We start from the raw sequence: 23,224 nt of genomic DNA, 5'->3' as shown, positions 1-23,224 counted from the left end.
AATTAACAGTGGCAATTTCTGCTGTAGTTGCATCTTAACGTATAAACCAGATTTAATAACAACGAACTAGATTTAATAACAACAAACTAGATTTAATAACAACAAACTAGATTTAATAACAACAAACTAGATTTAATAACAACGATATCCGTACCTATCCGGATATCTAATGTCATAAGCATCCCTTTAATTATCCCCTCAACCTCTTGTAACTTTCCCACTCTTGAACTCCACATAGTCCAAACGCCGGATGCAAAAAAATCACACGTGCATTTCTGAAATTGTGATGGAGGACGATAGTATCAATTATATGTGCTTATAAACGTCCCCGATTAGCGCAGAAGTCACCGGATTGTTCAGGCTCCAATAGGTTGAGTATGCCGTATTTATTTTCCAAAATAAAAATCGATGCTGTTGCTCCTTCATAAAATACTTTTACTCTCTGGACGCTTTTCTTAGCTCTCTTGGTGTTATCTTAAAACGATTATGGAACCTTTCAGTAAAACGAGAAGGACACTTGTAACCATTTTCCCTGGCAATCTCGCTGATGGGTTTTACTGTCGTTTGTATAGCAGACAACGCATTATTTAACCTCACGTCGTCCAATATACTTTGAAAACTTACTCCCTCGCTTGCCAGACGGCGATGCAATGTGGAAACAGAAATGTAGAGATATCTCGCTACCTTGTTTGCTGTCCATTTTGTTCCAGGTTCGGATAGCATTAGGTTATAACAACGACTTATTAATGATTGTTTACTATCTGATAAAAGTAAACAATTAACATGATGTGCTCCTAATGAAAGTAGAACGCCCATTGCTAAGTGTTCCTGAATTTGCGTTGAGAAGCCTCGGGAAATAGATGTTTTTAGTTGCTCCCAACAATATATTAACTCGGGATTCTGAGGTAAGCAGAAACCTGTCGTGTTACGAATTTGATCGGTTATCGCATAAAGATTTTGGAACTTTTCAATTAGATCAATGGGATAATAAAGCATTTCTGCAAGATAAAGACCTGCTTCTGGGTAATTCGCAATATAAAATTCATATCCACAGGGAAATAATATTATCTGATTATTATCAACAGTTAGACTATGCGTCTCCCAATTGATAACTTTTTTTCCCTGACGGATACGACATAAAGCTGGCATAAGAGGCTTAACCCTGTGAATCTCATGATGTTTATGCATCCGTATTTCTTCAATCTTTAGGTTAGTCCTATCTTTTGCCAGCATACTCTTATCCTACTTTACCTCATAAACGGGTATTATCTCAGCGGTTGCAATTTTATTGGCATTAAGCATATAACCAACTAACGCTCCGCTGGAATTAGAATCCACAGGAATCTTATCAGTTTTTAGAGCCCATATTTTAAACTGGTAATGATGGGGTTTATCTCCTTTGGGAGGACATGCTCCACCAAATCCCGCATAGCCAAAATCATTTCGGCCTTGGACAGCACCAGTCGGAAGTTTTGTACCATCACGTCTTCCTGCATCAGCGGGCAAATATGTTACCGTTGCTGGAATATTAGCAACAGTCCAGTGCCACCATCCGCTGCCTGTAGGCGCATCTGGATCATACACAGTTACGGCAAAGCTTTTGGTGCCTTCTGGAGCACCAGACCAGGTTAATGAGGGCGATGTATTACCCCCCTCACACCCAAATCCAGAAAATACATGAGACGTTGTAAGTTGCTCTCCTGTTTTTATTTCATTACTAGTGACCTGAAATGCTGCGGCCTGCGCAGAAAATGTTATGAATGCCAATACACTTGAAACGATAAGTTTTTTCATAAAAACCTCTTTGTTGTGACCTATCGTTATTTTATTTGATGTGCATTGATCTCATTATGCAAAAAGGCGCAATGATCGCGCAAATGCAATCATAATTATAAAGTTGCCCCGAACATTAGCCATAATATGCACAAATCAGATTCCTGTTATCTCAAGGATGATTATTTTTTAATGCGGTGCGCTTCGTGACAACAAGTTAATGACTAACACACCGGCACAAATCAACATCATGCCTATGATGGCTGGCAAGTCCAGTCGTTGGCCAAAAAATCCCCAGGAAAGCAAACTAATCAGAACGATACCGACTCCTGACCAGATAGCATAAGCAATCCCTGTAGGTATATAAGCCAGTGTCTGAGCTAATAACCAAAATGATGCACAATAGCAAATAATTGTGCCAACAGAGGGCCATAACCGTGTAAACCCCTCTGAAAACTTCATTAAGGTTGTACCAATGACCTCTGCAAGTATTGCGCCACCAAGATAAATATAAGGGTTCATAGCATATTCTTTCCTGTTCATACTGGAGAGAATTGTACTACAGTTTGAACACAACTCACCGTTTTCATCCTGGTGTATGTGTATCCAGGGGGCTCTGGCGTGGCAAGAGATAAAGGCAGGAACAATAATGATCAGAAGGAACCCCAGGCTAACAAAAGAGTTCACTCTTCCTATGAGCAAAGCGAAGACAAAACATGTTATCGCGTTTACGGATCGTGGATGGCAGAAAACTTTCAGGATCAGGTATCCATTTTAAACCAGAAATAGGGTGAGTTTGCCCCATCCATGCCCCACGCGGGCAGATGGGATGTAATTACCAACAGGTTACAAAACCTACACCTGCATGGACATCACTTCCTGATACGCCGCCACCAGCTTATTACGCACCTGAATCCCCATTTGCATAGAAACTGAGGCTTTTTGCATATCGGTCATCACATCGTTTAACGCCACGCCGGGTTCACCGAGGGTGAATTTTTCTGCCTGCGTGCGGGCGGCTGTTTGTGTATCGCTTATGCGATCGAGCGCGGCGTGCAGCTGCCCGGCAAAACTAATGGTCGGTTGTGGCAGTGATTCCTGTGCACGCGCACTCATCGCCGTAGCCTGTAACTGGCTGATAACCCCTTCAATCCCCTGTATCGCTGACATTTTCGTCTCCCGGATAATTTCTGTTAGCAAAGCCTACCAGTAAGTCAATAAGACAAAGGCGCTAAATAGCAACAAAAAAACGGGTTTATTGGCGGATAGAAAAAAACGAAAGCACAAATAATGGGAGCGTCAATTTTTCGAGTTTGCTGACCCGGGAGTGAGTCTTGTTCCACTTTGCCAATAACGCCGTCCATAATCAGCCACGAGGTGCGCGATGAATGCGACTGCAGCCCAGACAAAATCTCTTGAGTGGCTTAATCGCCTGCGTGCGAATCCGAAAATTCCATTGATTGTTGCCGGTTCCGCGGCAGTGGCGGTCATGGTCGCACTGATCCTGTGGGCGAAAGCCCCCGACTACCGCACATTATTCAGCAATCTTTCCGATCAGGATGGTGGCGCAATTGTCAGCCAACTGACGCAAATGAATATTCCTTACCGCGTCAGCGAAGCCAGCGGCGCTATTGAAGTTCCGGCAGATAAAGTTCACGAGCTGCGTCTGCGCCTGGCGCAACAAGGTTTGCCCAAAGGCGGCGCGGTCGGTTTCGAACTACTCGATCAGGAAAAGTTTGGTATCAGCCAGTTCAGCGAACAGGTGAATTATCAGCGGGCGCTGGAAGGCGAGCTTTCTCGTACCATCGAAACTATCGGCCCGGTAAAAGGGGCGCGCGTACATCTGGCAATGCCGAAACCGTCTTTATTCGTCCGTGAACAAAAATCCCCTTCTGCATCGGTGACGGTAAATCTGTTACCCGGCCGCGCACTCGATGAAGGGCAAATTAGCGCCATTGTACATCTGGTTTCCAGCGCGGTTGCTGGTCTGCCGCCGGGGAACGTCACGCTGGTGGATCAGGGTGGACATCTGTTAACCCAGTCCAATACCAGCGGGCGCGATCTTAATGACGCTCAGTTGAAATATGCCAGCGATGTCGAAGGCCGGATTCAGCGGCGTATTGAAGCGATCCTGTCGCCAATTGTTGGTAACGGTAATATTCACGCCCAGGTCACGGCGCAGCTGGACTTCGCCAGTAAAGAACAGTATCGCCCTAACGGTGATGAATCTCAGGCGGCGCTTCGTTCACGCCAGCTTAATGAGAGCGAGCAAAGCGGTTCCGGTTATCCGGGCGGCGTACCGGGGGCGTTGTCGAATCAACCGGCACCTGCGAATAACGCGCCAATCAGCACGCCTCCGGCAAATCAAAATAACCGCCAGCAGCAGGCGAGCACCACCAGCAATAGCGGGCCGCGTAGCACACAGCGGAATGAAACCAGTAACTACGAAGTCGATCGCACCATTCGTCATACCAAAATGAACGTGGGCGATGTGCAACGTCTGTCAGTCGCGGTAGTGGTGAATTACAAAACCTTGCCAGACGGTAAACCATTGCCTCTCAGCAACGAACAGATGAAGCAAATTGAAGATCTGACCCGCGAGGCGATGGGCTTTTCTGAAAAACGCGGTGACTCGCTCAATGTCGTTAACTCGCCGTTCAATAGCAGTGACGAAAGCGGCGGAGAACTGCCGTTCTGGCAACAGCAAGCGTTTATCGATCAGTTGCTGGCTGCCGGTCGCTGGTTGCTGGTACTGCTGGTGGCGTGGCTGCTGTGGCGGAAAGCGGTACGCCCGCAGTTAACACGTCGCGCCGAGGCGATGAAAGCTGTACAGCAACAGGCGCAGGCCCGTGAGGAAGTGGAAGATGCGGTGGAAGTCCGCCTGAGCAAAGACGAACAACTCCAACAACGACGCGCTAACCAACGTCTGGGGGCAGAAGTCATGAGCCAGCGTATCCGTGAAATGTCTGATAACGATCCGCGCGTGGTGGCGCTGGTCATTCGCCAGTGGATAAATAACGATCATGAGTAACCTGACAGGCACCGATAAAAGCGTCATCCTGCTGATGACCATTGGCGAAGACCGGGCGGCAGAGGTGTTCAAGCACCTCTCCCAGCGCGAAGTGCAAACCCTGAGCGCTGCAATGGCGAACGTCACGCAGATCTCCAACAAGCAGCTAACCGATGTGCTGGCGGAGTTTGAGCAAGAAGCTGAACAGTTTGCCGCACTGAATATCAACGCCAACGATTATCTGCGTTCGGTATTGGTCAAAGCTCTGGGTGAGGATCGTGCCGCCAGCCTGCTGGAAGATATTCTCGAAACTCGCGATACCGCCAGCGGTATTGAAACGCTCAACTTTATGGAGCCGCAGAGTGCCGCCGATCTGATTCGCGATGAGCATCCGCAAATTATCGCCACCATTCTGGTGCATCTGAAGCGCGCCCAGGCCGCCGATATTCTGGCGTTGTTCGATGAACGTCTGCGCCACGACGTGATGTTGCGTATCGCCACCTTTGGCGGCGTGCAGCCAGCCGCGCTGGCGGAACTGACCGAAGTACTGAATGGCTTGCTCGACGGTCAGAATCTCAAGCGCAGCAAAATGGGCGGCGTGAGAACGGCAGCCGAAATTATCAACCTGATGAAAACTCAGCAGGAAGAAGCCGTTATTACCGCCGTGCGCGAATTCGACGGCGAGCTGGCGCAAAAAATTATCGACGAGATGTTCCTGTTCGAAAATCTGGTGGATGTCGACGATCGCAGCATTCAGCGTCTGTTGCAGGAAGTGGATTCCGAATCGCTGTTGATCGCGCTGAAAGGGGCCGAGCAGCCACTGCGCGAGAAATTCCTGCGCAATATGTCGCAGCGGGCCGCCGATATTCTGCGCGACGATCTCGCCAACCGTGGTCCGGTGCGTCTGTCGCAGGTGGAAAACGAACAGAAAGCGATTCTGCTGATTGTGCGCCGCCTTGCCGAAACTGGCGAGATGGTAATTGGCAGCGGCGAGGATACCTATGTCTGATAATCTGCCGTGGAAAACCTGGACGCCGGACGATCTCGCGCCACCACAGGCAGAGTTTGTGCCCATGGTCGAGCCGGAAGAAACCATCATTGAAGAGGCCGAACCCAGCCTTGAGCAGCAACTGGCGCAACTGCAAATGCAGGCCCATGAGCAAGGTTATCAGGCGGGGATTGCCGAAGGTCGCCAGCAAGGTCATGAGCAGGGCTATCAGGAAGGACTGGCCCGGGGGCTGGAGCAAGGTCTGGCAGAGGCGAAGTCTCAACAAGCGCCAATTCATGCCCGGATGCAGCAACTGGTCAGCGAATTTCAAACTACCCTTGATGCGCTTGATAGTGTGATTGCTTCGCGCCTGATACAGATGGCGCTGGAGGCGGCACGTCAGGTCATCGGTCAGACGCCAACAGTGGATAACTCGGCACTGATCAAACAGATCCAACAGTTGTTGCAGCAAGAACCGTTATTCAGCGGTAAACCACAGCTGCGCGTGCACCCGGATGATCTGCAACGTGTGGATGATATGCTCGGCGCAACCTTAAGTTTGCATGGCTGGCGCTTGCGGGGCGATCCCACACTCCATCCTGGCGGCTGTAAAGTCTCCGCCGATGAAGGCGATCTCGACGCCAGTGTCGCCACTCGCTGGCAAGAACTCTGCCGTCTGGCAGCACCAGGAGTGGTGTAATGACCACGCGCCTGACTCGCTGGCTAACCACGCTGGATAACTTTGAAGCCAAAATGGCGCAGTTGCCTGCGGTACGTCGCTATGGGCGATTAACCCGCGCTACCGGGCTGGTGCTGGAAGCCACCGGATTACAATTGCCGCTCGGCGCAACCTGTGTCATTGAACGCCAGAACGGCAGCGAAACGCACGAAGTAGAAAGCGAAGTCGTTGGCTTTAACGGTCAACGGCTGTTTTTAATGCCGCTGGAGGAAGTCGAAGGTGTCCTGCCCGGCGCGCGGGTTTATGCCAAAAACATTTCGGCTGAAGGACTGCAAAGCGGCAAGCAGTTGCCGCTCGGTCCGGCGTTATTAGGTCGCGTTCTGGACGGCAGCGGTAAGCCGCTCGATGGCCTGCCCTCCCCCGATACGACGGAAACCGGTGCGCTGATTACCCCGCCATTTAACCCGTTGCAACGTACACCGATTGAACATGTGCTGGACACCGGCGTGCGCCCAATCAATGCCCTGCTTACCGTTGGGCGTGGGCAGCGTATGGGACTGTTTGCCGGGTCCGGCGTTGGTAAAAGTGTGCTGCTGGGGATGATGGCACGTTACACCCGCGCCGATGTCATTGTCGTGGGTTTGATTGGTGAACGCGGACGCGAAGTAAAAGATTTTATTGAGAATATCCTCGGTGCCGAAGGGCGTGCACGCTCCGTGGTGATTGCCGCTCCGGCGGATGTTTCTCCTCTCCTGCGAATGCAGGGTGCCGCCTATGCCACGCGCATTGCCGAAGATTTTCGCGATCGTGGTCAGCATGTGTTGCTGATTATGGACTCCCTCACCCGCTACGCGATGGCCCAGCGTGAAATTGCGCTGGCGATTGGCGAACCACCCGCCACTAAAGGTTATCCCCCGTCGGTGTTTGCCAAATTACCGGCACTGGTCGAGCGTGCCGGAAATGGCATTAGCGGCGGCGGATCGATTACTGCATTTTATACCGTGCTCACTGAAGGCGATGACCAGCAGGACCCCATTGCCGACTCTGCGCGGGCAATCCTCGACGGTCACATTGTGCTGTCTCGCCGACTGGCGGAAGCCGGGCACTATCCGGCTATCGATATTGAAGCGTCGATCAGCCGCGCAATGACGGCGTTGATCAGTGAGCAACATTACGCGCGAGTGCGCACCTTCAAACAGCTGTTGTCGAGTTTTCAGCGTAACCGCGATCTGGTTAGCGTCGGCGCGTATGCCAAAGGCAGCGATCCGATGCTCGACAAAGCCATCGCCCTGTGGCCGCAGCTGGAGGGCTATTTGCAACAAGGCATTTTTGAACGCGCGGACTGGGAAGCGTCTCTCCAGGGGCTGGAGCGTATTTTCCCGACAGTGTCATAACCCAGGAGATAACGGCAGATGGCAGAACATGGCGCGCTGGCGACCCTGAAAGATCTGGCAGAAAAAGAGGTAGAGGATGCCGCGCGCCTGCTGGGTGAAATGCGTCGCGGGTGTCAGCAGGCGGAAGAACAGCTCAAAATGCTGATCGATTATCAGAATGAATATCGCAATAACCTCAACAGCGATATGAGTGCCGGGATGACCAGCAACCGCTGGATCAACTATCAGCAGTTTATCCAGACGCTGGAAAAAGCCATTACTCAGCATCGCCAGCAACTTAATCAGTGGACGCACAAAGTTGACATTGCCCTGAACAGCTGGCGAGAAAAGAAACAACGTTTGCAGGCCTGGCAGACACTGCAGGAACGGCAATCCACGGCGGCACTGCTTGCAGAAAACCGCCTCGATCAGAAAAAGATGGATGAGTTCGCCCAGCGCGCCGCCATGAGGAAACCTGAATGATTCGCTTAGCGCCCTTAATTACCGCCGACGTTGACACCACCACATTGCCTGGCGGCAAAGCCAGCGATGCTGCACAAGATTTTCTCGCGTTGTTGAGCGAAGCATTAGCAGGCGAGACAACTACCGACAAAGCGGCCCCCCAGTTGCTGGTGGCAACAGATAAGCCCACGACAAAAGGCGAGCCGCTGGTCAGCGAGATTCTTGCCGATGCGCAACAAGCGGATTTACTGATCCCTGTGGATGAAACACCGCCTGTCATCAACGACGAACAATCCACATCAACACCATTAACCACCGCTCAAACGATGACGTTGGCTGCGGTGGCTGGCAACAATACGGCAAAAGACGAAAAAGCGGATGATCTGAATGAAGACGTCACCGCAAGCCTGAGCGCCCTTTTTGCGATGTTGCCGGGTTTTGACAATACGCCCAAAGTGACTGATGTGCCGTCAACCGTGTTACCGGCAGAGAAACCAACGCTCTTCACAAAACTGACTTCTGCGCAACTCACAACAGCACAGCCTGATGATGCCCCCGGCACGCCAGCTCAGCCATTAACACCGCTGGTAGCAGAAGCCCAGAGTAAAGCGGAAGTCATCAGCACACCTTCACCGGTGACCGCTGCCGCCAGCCCGCTAATCACTCCACACCAGACACAGCCACTGCCCACCGTCGCCGCGCCTGTGTTGAGTGCACCGCTGGGTTCTCACGAATGGCAACAATCATTAAGCCAGCATATTTCGCTGTTCACCCGCCAGGGGCAACAAAGTGCAGAGTTGCGTCTGCACCCGCAGGATTTAGGTGAAGTGCAAATCTCCCTCAAAGTGGATGATAACCAGGCGCAAATCCAGATGGTTTCACCGCATCAACACGTACGCGCCGCCCTGGAAGCAGCGCTTCCGGTACTGCGAACGCAGCTGGCCGAAAGTGGCATTCAGTTAGGGCAAAGCAACATCAGTGGCGAAAGCTTTAGTGGTCAGCAGCAGGCCGCTTCCCAGCAACAGCAAAGCCAACGCACAGCAAACCATGAACCTCTGGCGGGGGAAGAAGACGATACGCTTCCGGTTCCCGTCTCTTTACAAGGGCGCGTAACAGGCAACAGCGGCGTTGATATTTTCGCCTAACGTCAGAGGTAGCACCGTAATCCGCGTCTTTTCCCCGCTTTGTTGCGCTCAAGACGCAGGATAATTAGCCGATAAGCAGTAGCGACACAGGAAGACCGCAACACATGACTGATTACGCGATAAGCAAGAAAAGCAAGCGATCGCTTTGGATCCCGATTCTGGTATTCATTACCCTCGCGGCCTGTGCCAGCGCAGGTTACAGCTACTGGCATTCGCATCAGGTTGCCGCTGACGACAAAGCGCAGCAACGCGTCGTGCCCTCCCCGGTCTTCTATGCGCTGGATACCTTTACGGTCAATCTGGGCGATGCGGATCGCGTGCTGTATATCGGCATAACCCTGCGCCTGAAAGATGAAGCTACACGCTCGCGGCTGAGTGAGTATTTGCCGGAAGTCCGTAGCCGTTTGCTGTTACTGTTTTCGCGTCAGGATGCTGCCGTACTGGCGACAGAAGAAGGCAAGAAAAACCTGATTGCCGAGATTAAAACCACGCTTTCCACCCCGCTTGTTGCCGGGCAACCGAAACAGGATGTCACCGACGTGCTGTATACCGCTTTTATTCTGCGATAACGACATGGGCGATAGTATTCTTTCTCAAGCTGAAATTGATGCGCTGTTGAATGGTGACAGCGAAGTCAAAGACGAACCGACAGCCAGTGTTAGCGGCGAAAGTGACATTCGTCCGTACGATCCGAATACCCAACGACGGGTTGTGCGCGAACGTTTGCAGGCGCTGGAAATCATTAATGAGCGCTTTGCCCGCCATTTTCGTATGGGGCTGTTCAACCTGCTGCGTCGTAGCCCGGATATAACCGTCGGGGCCATCCGCATTCAGCCGTACCATGAATTTGCCCGCAACCTGCCGGTGCCGACCAACCTGAACCTTATCCATCTGAAACCGCTGCGCGGCACAGGGCTGGTGGTGTTTTCACCGAGTCTGGTGTTTATCGCCGTGGATAACCTGTTTGGCGGCGATGGACGCTTCCCGACCAAAGTGGAAGGTCGCGAGTTTACCCATACCGAACAGCGCGTCATCAACCGCATGTTAAAGCTGGCGCTTGAAGGCTATAGCGACGCCTGGAAGGCGATTAATCCGCTGGAAGTTGAGTACGTGCGTTCGGAAATGCAGGTGAAATTTACCAATATCACCACCTCACCGAACGACATTGTGGTTAACACGCCGTTCCATGTGGAGATTGGCAACCTGACCGGCGAATTTAATATCTGTCTGCCATTCAGCATGATTGAGCCGCTACGGGAATTGTTGGTTAACCCGCCGCTGGAAAACTCGCGTAATGAAGATCAGAACTGGCGCGATAACCTGGTGCGCCAGGTGCAGCATTCACAGCTGGAGTTGGTCGCCAACTTTGCCGATATCTCGCTACGCCTGTCGCAGATTTTAAAACTGAAACCCGGCGACGTCCTGCCGATAGAAAAACCCGATCGCATCATCGCTCATGTTGACGGCGTTCCGGTACTGACCAGTCAGTACGGCACCCTCAACGGTCAGTATGCGTTACGGATAGAACATTTGATTAACCCGATTTTAAATTCTCTGAACGAGGAACAGCCCAAATGAGTGACATGAATAATCCGGCCGATGACAACAACGGCGCAATGGACGATCTGTGGGCTGAAGCTTTGAGCGAACAAAAATCAACCAGCAGCAAAAGCGCTGCCGACGCGGTGTTCCAGCAATTTGGCGGTGGTGATGTCAGCGGAACGTTGCAGGATATCGACCTGATTATGGATATTCCGGTCAAGCTGACCGTCGAGCTGGGCCGTACGCGGATGACCATCAAAGAGCTGTTGCGTCTGACGCAAGGGTCCGTCGTGGCGCTGGACGGTCTGGCGGGCGAACCACTGGATATTCTGATCAACGGTTATTTAATTGCCCAGGGCGAAGTGGTGGTCGTTGCCGATAAATATGGCGTGCGGATCACCGATATCATTACTCCGTCTGAGCGAATGCGCCGCCTGAGCCGTTAGTGATGAATAACCACGCTACTGTGCAATCTTCCGCGCCGGTTTCTGCTGCGCCACTGCTGCAGGTGAGCGGCGCACTCATCGCCATTATTGCCCTGATCCTCGCTGCTGCCTGGCTGGTAAAACGGTTGGGATTTGTCCCTAAACGCACTGGCGTTAACGGTCTGAAAATTAGCGCCAGTGCTTCGCTGGGCGCGCGTGAACGGGTTGTGGTGGTCGATGTGGAAGATGCACGGCTGGTGCTCGGCGTTACCGCAGGGCAAATCAATCTGCTGCATAAACTTCCCCCTTCAGCACCAACGGAAGAGATACCGCAGCCCGATTTTCAGTCGGTCATGAAAAACTTGCTTAAGCGTAGCGGGAGATCCTGATGCGTCGTTTGTTGTCTGTCGCCCCTGTCCTTCTCTGGCTGATTACGCCCCTCGCCTTCGCGCAACTGCCGGGTATCACCAGCCAGCCGCTGCCTGGCGGTGGACAAAGCTGGTCGCTCCCGGTGCAGACGCTGGTGTTCATCACCTCGTTGACGTTTATTCCGGCAATTTTACTGATGATGACCAGTTTCACCCGCATCATCATTGTTTTTGGTTTATTGCGTAACGCGCTGGGAACGCCCTCCGCGCCACCTAACCAGGTATTGCTGGGGCTGGCACTATTTTTGACCTTTTTTATTATGTCACCGGTGATCGATAAAATTTATGTCGATGCGTACCAGCCATTCAGCGAAGAGAAAATATCAATGCAGGAGGCGCTGGAAAAAGGGGCGCAGCCGCTACGTGAGTTTATGCTGCGTCAGACCCGTGAGGCGGATTTAGGGTTGTTTGCCAGACTAGCGAATACCGGCCCGTTGCAGGGACCTGAAGCCGTGCCGATGCGCATTTTGCTCCCGGCCTACGTGACCAGCGAGTTGAAAACCGCATTTCAGATAGGCTTCACGATTTTCATTCCTTTTTTGATTATCGACCTGGTGATTGCCAGCGTGTTGATGGCATTGGGGATGATGATGGTCCCCCCCGCCACCATTGCTCTGCCCTTTAAACTGATGCTGTTTGTACTGGTGGATGGCTGGCAATTGCTGGTCGGTTCGCTGGCGCAGAGCTTTTACAGCTAGAGAGGCAAAATGACACCTGAATCGGTCATGATGATGGGGACTGAAGCGATGAAAGTCGCGCTGGCACTGGCTGCCCCGCTGTTGCTGGTGGCGCTGGTCACGGGCCTTATCATCAGTATTTTGCAGGCCGCCACGCAGATCAACGAAATGACGCTGTCGTTTATTCCAAAAATCATCGCCGTATTTATTGCCATTATTATTGCCGGACCGTGGATGCTCAATCTGTTGCTGGATTACGTCCGCACCTTGTTCACTAACCTGCCGTATATCATCGGGTAGCCCGTACAATGATGCAGGTGACAAGCGATCAATGGCTTTCCTGGCTAAGTCTGTACTTCTGGCCGTTACTGCGCGTGCTGGCGCTCATTTCTACCGCGCCAATTCTGAGCGAACGCAGCGTGCCGAAACGGGTAAAACTGGGTCTGGCAATGATGATCACGTTCGCTATTGCCCCATCATTACCTGCCAACGATGTTCCTGTTTTTTCGTTCTTTGCTCTGTGGCTGGCCGTGCAGCAGATCCTGATCGGCATTGCGCTTGGTTTTACCATGCAATTTGCCTTTGCCGCTGTGCGAACCGCTGGCGAAATTATCGGTCTGCAAATGGGGCTGTCATTTGCGACGTTTGTCGATCCGGCCAGCCATCTCAATATGCCTGTTTTAGCGCGTATCATGGATATGCTGGCGTTACTACTGTTCCTGACATTTAACGGTCATTTATGGTTGATTTCACTGCTGGTCGATACCTTTCACACCCTGCCAATTGGTGGCGAACCGTTGAACAGCAATGCGTTTCTGGCACTCACCAAAGCAGGGAGTTTGATTTTCCTTAACGGGCTGATGCTGGCGTTACCGCTCATTACTCTGCTGCTGACACTGAATCTGGCATTAGGTTTACTTAATCGTATGGCCCCGCAATTATCCATTTTTGTTATTGGATTTCCATTAACTCTGACTGTCGGTATCTCTTTAATGGCGGCATTAATGCCGTTAATTGCACCTTTTTGCGAACATTTATTCAGTGAGATGTTTAATTTGCTGGCTGATATTATTAGTGAATTGCCATTAATATAATTCCGTAACGTTTATCATGTTATCCTAAGGATTATCCGAAAAATAATACCTGCGAACATCTTCCAGGATACTCCTGTGGCGAAATATTTGTTTTAAGCTCACTCACATATCGCAACATTTACTTTACTTTAAGACAATTCCAGGCAAATTATACAACACTTTACGGGATAGTAAGTCCGCCTGAAAAATCGCGAGAGTGGCGCATTAGGTGACCCATGTTGTTCCGTTTAGTCATGATGAAATATTCAGGTAAGGGGAATTATCGTTACGCATTGAGTGAGGGTATGCCATGTCAACGATTATTATGGATTTATGTAGTTACACCCGACTAGGTTTAACCGGGTATCTGTTGAGTAGAGGGGTTAAAAAAAGAGAAATCAACGACATTGAAACCGTTGATGACCTTGCCATAGCTTGTGATTCACAGCGCCCTTCAGTGGTGTTTATTAATGAGGACTGTTTCATCCATGATGCTTCTAACAGTCAGCACATCAAGCACATCATTAATCAACATCCCAATACGTTATTTATCGTTTTTATGGCAATTGCCAATGTTCATTTTGATGAATATCTATTGGTCAGAAAAAATTTATTGATAAGTTCTAAATCGATTAAACCGGAATCTCTCGACGATATCCTTGGCGATATTCTGAAAAAAGAGACAACGATAACCTCTTTTTTAAATATGCCGACGTTATCATTGAGCCGAACCGAATCGAGTATGTTGCGAATGTGGATGGCAGGTCAGGGAACGATTCAAATCTCTGACCAAATGAATATCAAAGCCAAGACCGTTTCATCGCATAAAGGTAATATTAAACGTAAGATCAAAACGCATAATAAACAGGTTATCTACCATGTCGTCCGACTGACGGATAATGTGACTAATGGTATTTTTGTCAACATGCGCTAACACATTCTGACTGGTGGTTTCCCACCAGTCAGGCTGAATAAGATTACTCTGCTTTCTCCACAAAGATACCGTCCTGATGCCCTGCTTCATTAAAGAACCAGATGCCGAGCGGGTAGTCTTCCAGCGAAACCAGGTACATTGTGCCTTCACTAAACTCCTCAACTGCCAGTACCACGCCAGGACGACGCGGACCGCCATCCGTTTTGACTGTTACCCGATCATTCACCTTCATCGTTTTCCTCCTGTGGCTTTGTGCCAGTGTAGAACAATTTCGTTTTTCTGGCAGCGCCAGGCGCGCGCGAGTGCTGATTTTCTCGACGGTCTATACTTAAGAGATGCCAGGCGGACTTAACGACTGGCGGCAACAACAGAGTAACGGTTGCGAGGAAAGATGATGAAAACCGCAAAAGAGTACAGCGATACCGCAAAACGTGAGGTCAGCGTCGATGTCGATGCCCTGCTGGCGGCGATCAATGAAATTAGCGAAAGCGAAGTTCATCGCAGCCAGAACGATTCTGAACACGTTAGCGTCGATGGACGTGAATATCATACATGGCGTGAATTGGCGGATGCCTTCGAACTGGATATTCATGACTTCAGCGTCTCTGAAGTGAATCGTTGAATGCACAATAAAAAAATCCCGACCCTGAGGGGGTCGGGATGAAACTTGCTTAAGCAAGAAGCACTTAAAAAATTCGTTACACCAGGAAATCTGATGTGTTCATCACCTTATCCGCAATTTTTTTCGCTGACAAGAAAATATTCGCGATATGAATGATTAACGCTACTTATGAATAGAAATGTGACGTGCGTCACCCCTTGGTGGCTCTGGCGTCAACGGGATCGCTCCCGAAAAAATCATCTTTGATTATTTGTGCTGTTTTGAGAATCATCCTGGTAAGGGGAGAACTGCGCGACCATGTTTTCAATTCAACAACCACTACTGGTTTTTAGCGATCTTGATGGCACCCTGCTGGACAGTCATAGTTATGACTGGCAACCGGCTGCCCCCTGGCTCAGCCGTTTACGCGAAGCGAATGTTCCCGTCATTCTCTGTAGCAGTAAAACTTCAGCGGAAATGCTGTACTTGCAAAAAACGTTGGGGCTACAAGGGTTACCGCTGATTGCCGAAAATGGCGCAGTGATCCAGCTTGCTGAACAATGGCAGGATATAGACGGTTTTCCACGCATCATCTCAGGTATTAGCCATGGCGAAATCAGCCAGGTTTTAAATACGCTACGCGAGAAAGAACATTTTAAATTCACGACTTTCGATGATGTCGACGATGCAACCATCGCCGAATGGACGGGATTAAGCCGTAGCCAGGCGGCGCTGACGCAGCTGCATGAGGCGTCGGTAACGCTAATCTGGCGCGACAGTGACGAGCGTATGGCACAATTTACCGCTCGTCTGAACGAACTGGGCTTACAGTTTATGCAGGGTGCGCGCTTCTGGCACGTCCTGGATGCCTCTGCCGGAAAAGATCAGGCCGCCAACTGGATTATCGCGACCTATCAACAATTATCAGGCAAACGCCCAACCACACTTGGCCTGGGCGATGGGCCAAACGATGCGCCCTTACTGGAGGTAATGGATTACGCGGTGATTGTGAAAGGGCTAAACCGTGAAGGGGTGCATCTGCATGATGAGGATCCGACCCGCGTCTGGCGAACGCAGCGTGAAGGACCGGAAGGCTGGCGTGAAGGGCTGGACCATTTTTTCTCCGCTCGTTAAGCGTTATCGCTCGCGCATACCCGATTACGCCCGGCCTGTTTAGCGAGATAAAGCCGACGGTCAGCCAGTGACTGGAGTTGTTCAAAATCATAATCACCGGTTTCCTCGCTGCTACTAACCCCCAACGAGGCACTGATGCGTATCGTCGTACTCTTAGCAATCAACATCTCTTTTTCATTTAACTTCAGGCGAATACGTTCTGCGACTTCCGCAGCCTCCGTCAGACTCGCGCCTGGCAGAATCACACAAAACTCCTCACCACCGACCCGCCCGGCAACGTCCTGCGCACGCAAGGAACTGCTAATTAATCCGGCAGCATGAGAAAGAACACGGTCGCCCGCCTGATGACCAAAGCGGTCATTAATCGCTTTAAAATGGTCAAGATCGACCTGAATGACAGAAAAAGGATGTTGGTGCGTCTGACACAATTTAGCGAGCGGACGGGCTTTTTCGAACAGTGCGCCACGATTATATAAACGGGTTAAGGTGTCGTGCCACGCCTGCCACTGCAACGAGCTTTGCAGAACATACATGTTGCTGACCATCCGGCGAATCACATACCAGGAGATGAGTAACATGGTGGTAAAGAGCGCCCACAGCAGGGTTAATGCAATGCTGATACTACCGAAATCGCCGCGCACGCCTTCGCTTAGCGTATGGACGCGCACCAGCACACCGTCGAAATGGTCCAGACGTTCCCAGCTAACATAGCGACTGTCCATACGAATGCCGCCCCGCGTGTCATGTTCCATCGCCTGCGCCAGCAAGGCCAGTTCACGAGGATCAAAAATATTCCCTGTTGGATGGTCAGGATTGGAAGAGGTCAAAAATCTCAGCTTACTGTCATAGAGCTGATACTCACCATCGAGGTTTTTATCGATGGCGTTTCTTAAAAATTGCTGCATAGTACGCACAGGAATACTCATCCCCAGCACGCCATACCAGTAGTTATTACTGTCTACCGGAACACTGACGGTAACCTGCGGTTCAGTATTGCTGGCGTGTTCCGGTTGCGAAGTAAACCAGCGTACCGCGCGGTGACGATTTTCTCGTTGCGAATGGCCGATAAACCAGGGTTGGGTGACATAGCCGTAATAACGCGTTGGAACATTGCGCGTAAACAAGGTCGGCTGCGTCGAAACGTAAAATCCGGCACGCGAGACATACATCGCCTGTTCAACCATCGACGAGGAGTTGTGCGCCAGTCGCAGCAAGTAACCAACTTCCAGTGCAGCGGTAATTTCATTGTCGAGGCTTTCATTTTCGCGAGACAGGAGATTCCCCTCGCTGACTAATGCATCCGACACACCATTAACTGGCAGAGTGCGCCGTCGGTTGAGTTCAATTTGCCAGGCGTGCTCGTCGCGATGCTGTTCGAACTCGGTTACAGCATTACGCAGTGAAGTGAAATCCAGTGGCGCTACGAGAGCTTCGCGCATGCCATTACGCAAAAAGATCAGTTTGTCGACGTTATACTGCAAATGCTTATCGAGCGCGTTGGCTACGTTTTCCAGATGATTACGCTGGCTGGAGATATAGGCATCTTCCAGCACCACTACTTCACGCCAGGTGAGCAAGGTGGAAAAAAGCAATACCACGATAAAGCAGAGATTAACGACATGACCAGGCCCCAGGCGGCGTGCGAGTTTTTTCAACCAGCTCTGGTTTTCCATTTTTGTCTCGTGCTGCACCCTGACGACTCCCAACCTGCTTTTTTATGATTCTGGCATAACCTGGCGATAGCGTACCGCAAAACAGCGATAATTTTATAATGGTGGCATGATAAGACGCGACTATCATTCATTGCAGGCATTGGCACACCAGGCCGGATGTGATCCGGCCTGGTGTTAATGATACCCTTTCAAACTTCTTCCGCAGAACGACTCCCCTCCCCCGGAACAAGCTCGGTTTCATGAAAAGCTTCCCGCTTGACCCCGTAACCGTCATACCAACGACACTCAACCATACCGCTGGAGTATCCGGTGACAATCATCCGCGGGCCGCCCTCTTTAACCGTAACTTCCTCACTAACCATAAAGCTCATACTCGCCTCCTTTTTTCGAGTGAAACTTGTTCACCTTAGTTGAAGATGGCGAATTTTGCATAATAGCCTGTGCGAGTATTAATGTGCCTGACCGCGTATTTTCGCTACGGCTTTCACTCCCAGCACCACGATGCCGCCGATGATAAATCCAAGAATCAGATTTAAAACAGTCGGTAATATCATCGCCACCACTGCACTTTGCTGCCCGGCGAAATGTTCAATGGCGTGATGCAGCGGCGCAATTCCATGTACCACAATCCCACCGCCGACGAGGAACATCGCCAGCGTGCCGACAATCGATAACGCCTTCATCAACCAGGGCGCAATGATCAATAACCCTTTACCTAATGCCTGCATCAGCGCGCTGGATTTTTCCGCCAGCCAATACCCCAGGTCATCAATCTTAACGATAACCCCTACCAGACCGTAGACGCCCACGGTCACTACCAGCGCGATGCCTGAAAGCACCAGCACCTGATTAAGCAACGGCGCTTCGGCCACAATCCCCAGCGTGATGGCGACGATTTCGGCAGACAATATAAAATCGGTACGAATCGCCCCTTTTATTTTGTCCTTTTCAAACTTCAGCGGATCCTGCGCCGCCAGCTTCTCCAGACGCTGCTGGCTCTGCGCCGGATCTTCTTTATGTTTACGCGCCTCCAGCATATGCAGCACTTTCTCTACTCCTTCAAAGCAGAGAAACGCGCCACCAATCATCAACAGAGGCGTAATCGCCCACGGGATAAACGCACTGATGATCAGCGCCAGCGGCACCAGAATCACTTTATTAATCAGCGATCCTTTCGCCACGCCCCAGACCACGGGAAGTTCCCGGTTGGCCCGCACGCCTGAAACTTGTTGCGCATTGAGCGATAAGTCATCCCCTAATACACCGGCGGTTTTCTTCGCCGCCAGTTTGCCCATCACGGAGATATCGTCCAGTAGTGTGGCGATATCATCGAGCAACGTCAGTAAACTACTCCCGGCCAAAAGCATTCCCTCTCATTTTTATTGTTGAAGGGTGTAAGTATGAAGCAAAAACGGCAGCTCTGATACTTGCTTCACAGGTCAACATTTTTTTAACAATCAAGTGCAATTATATCTCTCGCCAGCAGAATGATTTTCACGTTTACTATGAACCACCTTTTTATTTCCACCGTGAGGGATTATGCGTTTCCGCCAGTTATTACCGCTTTTTGGCGCGCTGTTTGCGTTGTATATCATTTGGGGCTCAACCTATTTTGTCATTCGGATTGGCGTGGAAAGCTGGCCTCCGTTAATGATGGCAGGCGTTCGATTCCTGGCAGCCGGTATTTTATTGATGGCATTTTTGCTACTGCGCGGACACAAACTCCCCCCGCTACGTCCGCTGCTCAATGCCGCGGTGATTGGCCTGTTATTGCTGGCTGTCGGTAATGGCATGGTGACGGTTGCCGAGCATCAAAATGTTCCTTCCGGCATCGCCGCCGTTGTGGTTGCAACCGTGCCCCTCTTTACCCTGTGCTTCAGCCGCCTGTTTGGCATTAAAACGCGCAAACTGGAATGGGTGGGTATCGCCATTGGGCTTGCCGGAATCATCATGCTCAATAGCGGTGGAAATTTAAGCGGCAATCCGTGGGGCGCGATTCTGATTTTAATCGGCTCGATTAGCTGGGCGTTTGGCTCGGTTTATGGCTCGCGCATTACCTTACCTGTAGGGATGATGGCGGGTGCTATTGAGATGCTGGCGGCAGGCGTGGTGTTAATGATCGCGTCGATGATTGCGGGTGAAAAACTAACGGCGCTCCCTTCCCTTTCAGGCTTCCTTGCGGTTGGCTATCTGGCGCTGTTTGGTTCGATTATCGCCATTAACGCTTATATGTATTTAATCCGCAACGTCAGTCCGGCTCTCGCCACCAGCTACGCCTACGTTAACCCGGTGGTCGCGGTCTTGCTGGGTACGGGACTGGGTGGAGAAACGCTGTCGAAGATTGAATGGCTGGCGCTCGGCGTAATTGTCTTCGCGGTGGTACTGGTCACGTTGGGAAAATACCTCTTCCCGGCAAAACCCGTAGTTGCGCCAGTTATTCAGGACGCATCAAGCGAGTAAATGAATCCCCTGCGTGTCGATCTGCGCGCTGGCACCTTCGCCGCAGATCCACTCTTCCAGACGCTCGGTAAGCGCTTCATCCGTCAGCTTCTCGCGCCCACGTAATGCACACTCCCAGACAATCAGTACGCGCCAGCCGAGTTCCTGCAAACGACTGATATCGCGGCGATCGCGTTCAACATTTTTACCTATCTTCTCCAGCCAGAACTCGGTTCGAGTCGCAGGCACTTTAAACAGATAGCAGTGATGATGATGCCAGAAGCAGCCGTGGGTAAATATCACGCAGCGATATTCATCAACGACAAAATCCGGGCGTCCGGGCAGACTGGCGTCCTGAACGCGAAACGCCAGGCCCTGCCCGGTTAACAGACTGGCGAGGCGCTTCTCTATCGCCGTATCACGCGTGGCAATCGCGCGCATATTTTTGCTGCGAGTGGCCTTATCGTGAACGTCGGCCATGTTGTGCCTCTTGCTGACGCAACGCCACCGCCTGTTTGATTTTTGGCTCAAGCAGTTTTGCCACCGCGGCAAAGACCGGCACGACCACCGAGTTACCGAACTGGCGATAGGCCTGAGTGTCCGAAACCGGAATGCGGAATTTCGCTTCTCCCGGCGCTTCAAAACCCATTAAGCGCGCGCATTCCCGAGGCGTTAACCGACGTGGACGATGTTGCTGATTCAGCGGATCGTCAAAGTCTTTCTCACCCGTGGCCATATCCCAGCCACGATCGATTAAAATTTCCGCGCCATCTTTGTAATAACGCGCAGACAGCGTACGGGTGACGCTTTGCGGATTGTTCGGATAAACCATTCCATAACCGAAGCCGTTACCGCGCGCCTGATGTTTTTTCGCATATCGATAGAGGTACTTCCACAGCACCGGCGTCAGGATATATTTCGCCTCGACCATCGGGTCCAGCAGCTGCGCCAGCGTCACTCGCTGCGCAGGGAAACATTCGCTGATATCACGCAGGGTAAAATCGGCTTTCAGATTCAGATCGCGACGAAAACCCACCAGCACGATGCGTTCACGGTGCTGCGGCAGAAAATGTTTGCCGTCGATGATTTTCGGATCGTCTGGCCCGTTATCTTCTGCATCAGCCACGTCATAGCCCAGTTCGTCCAGCGTCTGCATGATGATGCGGAACGTTTTACCCTGGTCGTGACTTTTCAGGTTTTTGACGTTTTCGAGCACAAACATCGCCGGACGACGCGCGTCGATAATGCGTACCACATCAAAAAACAGCGTGCCCTGGGTATCGCAGGCAAAACCGTGCGCCCGCCCGAGCGAGTTCTTTTTCGATACGCCAGCCAGCGAAAATGGCTGACAAGGGAAACCGGCCAGTAAAACATCGTGTTCAGGAATGTGTTGACGAATATGTTCCGCCGCCGCCTCATCACTCACGCCTTCTTTATGGCTGAGGGTGATATCGCGGATATCTTCATTAAAATGATGCGTCGCCGGATCGCAATAATGGTTGGCTTTATAAGTGCGTACCGCATGTTTGTTCCATTCGCTGGTAAACACGCATTGTCCGCCAATCGATTCAAAACCGCGACGGATGCCGCCAATTCCGGCAAATAGATCGATAAAGCGAAACGCATAATGCGGATGATGTGCCGGTGGTTTGGGTAACAACGTTTGCAGATGGGCGAACTCTTTCTCACTTAAACGGTGCCATGCCGAGTCATTCGCCAGCGCACGTTTTAAAATTGCCGCGCTCCAGTGATTCTCACCCACACCATTAAGCTGCGCCACCAGCGTTTTAACATCATAAATTTGCAGCAGTTTCTCCAGCATTGCCTGTGCGGCATTCCCGGTGCTGTATGAATCGGTTACTGATATATTTTCCTGCATAGATTTAACCGGCCATCTGAGATGGCCGACAGGTTAACATAATTACAGCCATTTAGGGCCACGCGCTTATCCCGCGGGTGAAAACGCATCTATCACCTTGTGATCGACACCTTCATTCTCCCCCGCCAGTTCGGCACTGAGCTTCGCCATAAACTCGACTAAAAAATGCGCGTTGTGCTGCGCCAGCTGCTTGCCTCTTGCGGTTTGCATGGTTTGCGGTAGCTTCAGCAACTTAGTCTGGAAATGATCCAGCGCGTAGCGTTTATCATCAAGCGGGCGATGCTGTGCGAACGGATCTTCACCATCAAACAGCGCCACGCCCAATGCCCCTGAAACGGTAAACACGCGCGCCAGGCCAATCGCCCCCAGGGCTTCCAGCCGATCCGCATCCTGGACGATTTTAGCTTCCGTTGTTAAGGGGGCGATTTGCGCGCTGAAACTGTGAGCGGCAATGGCATGACAAACGGCCTCGATTTTCTCCGCCGGAAATTGCTCGAACTCTTCACGGAGCAGGCGACGCGTCTCTTCTGCCGCCAGGATTGAAGAACGCTGCCTTTGCGGATGATTTTTCGCCAGGCTCACAATATCGTGAAAATAACAGGCGGTTAAAATCACCAGCATATCGACATCGTCATCTGCCGCCAGCTTCTGTGCCGTAGCCCAGACGCGGCGAAAATGACACACGTCATGGGCCGCGTCCTGGTGCTGATGATGGTTTTTCAACCAGTTTTCGAACTGTGCCTGCCAGTGTTGTAAGTCCATACGCGCTCCGTTGCCAAAGAGTCGCCACCTTAGCAGTTTTTATTCATAGCGTCTGCTACGTGCGGGACGAGGTCGGGTGTACCAGGCAATGCTGCCTAACAATGCCCCGACCAGAGCCATAAATAAAAATCCGACCAGTGCCCCTAACCACTTTCCCGCGGTAGAGCCTAAATCGCTTTCAAATCCCGACACCGGGGCATCGGGGATCCGGCTCATCACCCAGATGT

29 protein-coding genes are annotated in these 23,224 nt (G+C 51.2%); 17 read left to right on the top strand and 12 right to left on the bottom strand.

Annotated elements, in window-relative coordinates:
• Positions 1 to 435: 435 nt before the first annotated feature.
• The 4 genes from QZF50_RS14265 to fliE form a co-directional block, all read right to left on the bottom strand.
• Positions 436 to 1,233 carry a helix-turn-helix transcriptional regulator gene (locus QZF50_RS14265; protein ID WP_000879833.1) on the bottom strand — a complete coding sequence of 266 codons (798 nt, stop codon included), beginning with the start codon at positions 1,231 to 1,233 and terminating at the stop codon, positions 436 to 438.
• Positions 1,234 to 1,242: 9 nt separating this feature from the next.
• The gene (gene ybcL / locus QZF50_RS14260; RefSeq protein ID WP_000734031.1) at positions 1,243 to 1,794 is read right to left on the bottom strand and encodes a Raf kinase inhibitor-like protein YbcL; all 552 of its coding nucleotides are present in this window, start codon (positions 1,792 to 1,794) and stop codon (positions 1,243 to 1,245) included.
• 168 nt (positions 1,795 to 1,962) lie between these two features.
• Positions 1,963 to 2,295, bottom strand: a complete 333-nt coding sequence (gene emrE / locus QZF50_RS14255; RefSeq protein WP_001070440.1) for a multidrug efflux SMR transporter EmrE — start codon at positions 2,293 to 2,295, stop codon at positions 1,963 to 1,965.
• Between the two features lie 333 nt (positions 2,296 to 2,628).
• Positions 2,629 to 2,943, bottom strand: coding sequence for a flagellar hook-basal body complex protein FliE (gene fliE / locus QZF50_RS14250; protein WP_001274299.1), 315 nt, complete (start codon positions 2,941 to 2,943; stop codon positions 2,629 to 2,631).
• 214 nt (positions 2,944 to 3,157) lie between these two features.
• Between fliE and fliF the strand changes: the two genes are divergently transcribed.
• From fliF to rcsA, 14 genes are all read left to right on the top strand, one after another.
• The gene (gene fliF, locus QZF50_RS14245; protein WP_290388897.1) at positions 3,158 to 4,804 is read left to right on the top strand and encodes a flagellar basal-body MS-ring/collar protein FliF; all 1,647 of its coding nucleotides are present in this window, start codon (positions 3,158 to 3,160) and stop codon (positions 4,802 to 4,804) included.
• Positions 4,797 to 5,792: a flagellar motor switch protein FliG gene (gene fliG / locus QZF50_RS14240; protein ID WP_061892415.1), complete on the top strand. Its 996-nt coding sequence runs from the start codon at positions 4,797 to 4,799 to the stop codon at positions 5,790 to 5,792. Before fliF ends, fliG begins: the two co-directional genes overlap by 8 nt.
• Complete coding sequence (gene fliH / locus QZF50_RS14235; RefSeq protein WP_001282699.1) at positions 5,785 to 6,471, top strand: flagellar assembly protein FliH; 687 nt, start codon at positions 5,785 to 5,787, stop codon at positions 6,469 to 6,471. The genes fliG and fliH overlap by 8 nt, the downstream gene beginning before the upstream one ends.
• Positions 6,471 to 7,844, top strand: a complete 1,374-nt coding sequence (fliI, locus tag QZF50_RS14230; RefSeq protein ID WP_000213294.1) for a flagellar protein export ATPase FliI — start codon at positions 6,471 to 6,473, stop codon at positions 7,842 to 7,844. The genes fliH and fliI overlap by 1 nt, the downstream gene beginning before the upstream one ends.
• A gap of 18 nt (positions 7,845 to 7,862) precedes the next feature.
• Positions 7,863 to 8,306: a flagellar export protein FliJ gene (gene fliJ / locus QZF50_RS14225; RefSeq protein ID WP_000807580.1), complete on the top strand. Its 444-nt coding sequence runs from the start codon at positions 7,863 to 7,865 to the stop codon at positions 8,304 to 8,306.
• Positions 8,303 to 9,430, top strand: coding sequence for a flagellar hook-length control protein FliK (locus tag QZF50_RS14220; protein WP_000620099.1), 1,128 nt, complete (start codon positions 8,303 to 8,305; stop codon positions 9,428 to 9,430). Before fliJ ends, QZF50_RS14220 begins: the two co-directional genes overlap by 4 nt.
• Before the next feature lie 104 nt (positions 9,431 to 9,534).
• Positions 9,535 to 9,999 carry a flagellar basal body-associated protein FliL gene (fliL, locus tag QZF50_RS14215; protein WP_000133106.1) on the top strand — a complete coding sequence of 155 codons (465 nt, stop codon included), beginning with the start codon at positions 9,535 to 9,537 and terminating at the stop codon, positions 9,997 to 9,999.
• 4 nt (positions 10,000 to 10,003) lie between these two features.
• Positions 10,004 to 11,008 (top strand): flagellar motor switch protein FliM, encoded by a 1,005-nt coding sequence (fliM, locus tag QZF50_RS14210; RefSeq protein ID WP_001295641.1) that lies wholly within the window; start codon positions 10,004 to 10,006, stop codon positions 11,006 to 11,008.
• Entirely contained in the window at positions 11,005 to 11,418 is a 414-nt protein-coding gene (gene fliN / locus QZF50_RS14205) for a flagellar motor switch protein FliN (RefSeq protein ID WP_001282098.1), read from the top strand. The genes fliM and fliN overlap by 4 nt, the downstream gene beginning before the upstream one ends.
• Before the next feature lie 2 nt (positions 11,419 to 11,420).
• The gene (fliO, locus tag QZF50_RS14200) at positions 11,421 to 11,786 is read left to right on the top strand and encodes a flagellar biosynthetic protein FliO (protein WP_001299290.1); all 366 of its coding nucleotides are present in this window, start codon (positions 11,421 to 11,423) and stop codon (positions 11,784 to 11,786) included.
• Positions 11,786 to 12,523 carry a flagellar type III secretion system pore protein FliP gene (fliP, locus tag QZF50_RS14195; RefSeq protein ID WP_001253441.1) on the top strand — a complete coding sequence of 246 codons (738 nt, stop codon included), beginning with the start codon at positions 11,786 to 11,788 and terminating at the stop codon, positions 12,521 to 12,523. The genes fliO and fliP overlap by 1 nt, the downstream gene beginning before the upstream one ends.
• Positions 12,524 to 12,532: 9 nt before the next feature.
• Entirely contained in the window at positions 12,533 to 12,802 is a 270-nt protein-coding gene (gene fliQ / locus QZF50_RS14190) for a flagellar biosynthesis protein FliQ (RefSeq protein WP_000187358.1), read from the top strand.
• Between the two features lie 8 nt (positions 12,803 to 12,810).
• The gene (gene fliR / locus QZF50_RS14185; RefSeq protein WP_000983977.1) at positions 12,811 to 13,596 is read left to right on the top strand and encodes a flagellar biosynthetic protein FliR; all 786 of its coding nucleotides are present in this window, start codon (positions 12,811 to 12,813) and stop codon (positions 13,594 to 13,596) included.
• A 289-nt stretch (positions 13,597 to 13,885) separates the two neighbouring features.
• Positions 13,886 to 14,509 carry a transcriptional regulator RcsA gene (rcsA, locus tag QZF50_RS14180; RefSeq protein WP_000103987.1) on the top strand — a complete coding sequence of 208 codons (624 nt, stop codon included), beginning with the start codon at positions 13,886 to 13,888 and terminating at the stop codon, positions 14,507 to 14,509.
• 43 nt (positions 14,510 to 14,552) lie between these two features.
• Here rcsA and dsrB read toward each other — a convergent pair whose 3' ends face one another.
• On the bottom strand, positions 14,553 to 14,741 hold the full coding sequence (dsrB, locus tag QZF50_RS14175) for a protein DsrB (RefSeq protein WP_000867217.1): 189 nt from the start codon (positions 14,739 to 14,741) through the stop codon (positions 14,553 to 14,555).
• Between the two features lie 162 nt (positions 14,742 to 14,903).
• On the opposite strand from dsrB, the gene yodD reads away from it, so the two are divergent.
• Together yodD and QZF50_RS14165 are read left to right on the top strand one after the other, a co-directional pair.
• Positions 14,904 to 15,131, top strand: a complete 228-nt coding sequence (gene yodD, locus QZF50_RS14170; RefSeq protein ID WP_000844800.1) for a peroxide/acid resistance protein YodD — start codon at positions 14,904 to 14,906, stop codon at positions 15,129 to 15,131.
• Between the two features lie 297 nt (positions 15,132 to 15,428).
• Positions 15,429 to 16,244, top strand: coding sequence for a mannosyl-3-phosphoglycerate phosphatase-related protein (locus tag QZF50_RS14165; protein ID WP_000491501.1), 816 nt, complete (start codon positions 15,429 to 15,431; stop codon positions 16,242 to 16,244).
• Here the strand turns inward: QZF50_RS14165 and dgcQ are convergent.
• From dgcQ to QZF50_RS14150, 3 genes are all read right to left on the bottom strand, one after another.
• Complete coding sequence (gene dgcQ / locus QZF50_RS14160; protein WP_001349973.1) at positions 16,241 to 17,935, bottom strand: cellulose biosynthesis regulator diguanylate cyclase DgcQ; 1,695 nt, start codon at positions 17,933 to 17,935, stop codon at positions 16,241 to 16,243. The genes QZF50_RS14165 and dgcQ overlap by 4 nt on opposite strands.
• A 170-nt stretch (positions 17,936 to 18,105) precedes the next feature.
• Positions 18,106 to 18,288, bottom strand: a complete 183-nt coding sequence (locus tag QZF50_RS14155) for a DUF2158 domain-containing protein (RefSeq protein WP_000009307.1) — start codon at positions 18,286 to 18,288, stop codon at positions 18,106 to 18,108.
• A gap of 78 nt (positions 18,289 to 18,366) precedes the next feature.
• Positions 18,367 to 19,284, bottom strand: coding sequence for a DUF808 domain-containing protein (locus QZF50_RS14150; protein ID WP_000922682.1), 918 nt, complete (start codon positions 19,282 to 19,284; stop codon positions 18,367 to 18,369).
• Positions 19,285 to 19,456: 172 nt separating this feature from the next.
• Between QZF50_RS14150 and yedA the strand changes: the two genes are divergently transcribed.
• On the top strand, positions 19,457 to 20,377 hold the full coding sequence (gene yedA, locus QZF50_RS14145; protein ID WP_023568747.1) for a drug/metabolite exporter YedA: 921 nt from the start codon (positions 19,457 to 19,459) through the stop codon (positions 20,375 to 20,377).
• Here the strand turns inward: yedA and vsr are convergent.
• From vsr to drpB, 4 genes are all read right to left on the bottom strand, one after another.
• Positions 20,366 to 20,836 (bottom strand): VSPR family DNA mismatch endonuclease, encoded by a 471-nt coding sequence (gene vsr / locus QZF50_RS14140; protein ID WP_000786005.1) that lies wholly within the window; start codon positions 20,834 to 20,836, stop codon positions 20,366 to 20,368. The two genes, yedA and vsr, sit on opposite strands and share 12 nt — an antisense overlap.
• Entirely contained in the window at positions 20,817 to 22,235 is a 1,419-nt protein-coding gene (dcm, locus tag QZF50_RS14135; RefSeq protein WP_001157239.1) for a DNA-cytosine methyltransferase, read from the bottom strand. The genes vsr and dcm overlap by 20 nt, the downstream gene beginning before the upstream one ends.
• A gap of 66 nt (positions 22,236 to 22,301) precedes the next feature.
• Positions 22,302 to 22,997, bottom strand: coding sequence for a phosphohydrolase (locus tag QZF50_RS14130; RefSeq protein WP_000365566.1), 696 nt, complete (start codon positions 22,995 to 22,997; stop codon positions 22,302 to 22,304).
• 39 nt (positions 22,998 to 23,036) lie between these two features.
• Positions 23,037 to 23,224: cell division protein DrpB (gene drpB, locus QZF50_RS14125; protein ID WP_187770203.1), on the bottom strand; the 188-nt coding region annotated here is incomplete at its 5' end.

The organism is uncultured Escherichia sp. (assembly GCF_948475835.1).
GTDB lineage: Bacteria > Pseudomonadota > Gammaproteobacteria > Enterobacterales > Enterobacteriaceae > ECMA0423.
Note: the sequence above shows the minus strand (reverse complement) of the source record. Positions and strands in the feature narration are given on the sequence as shown.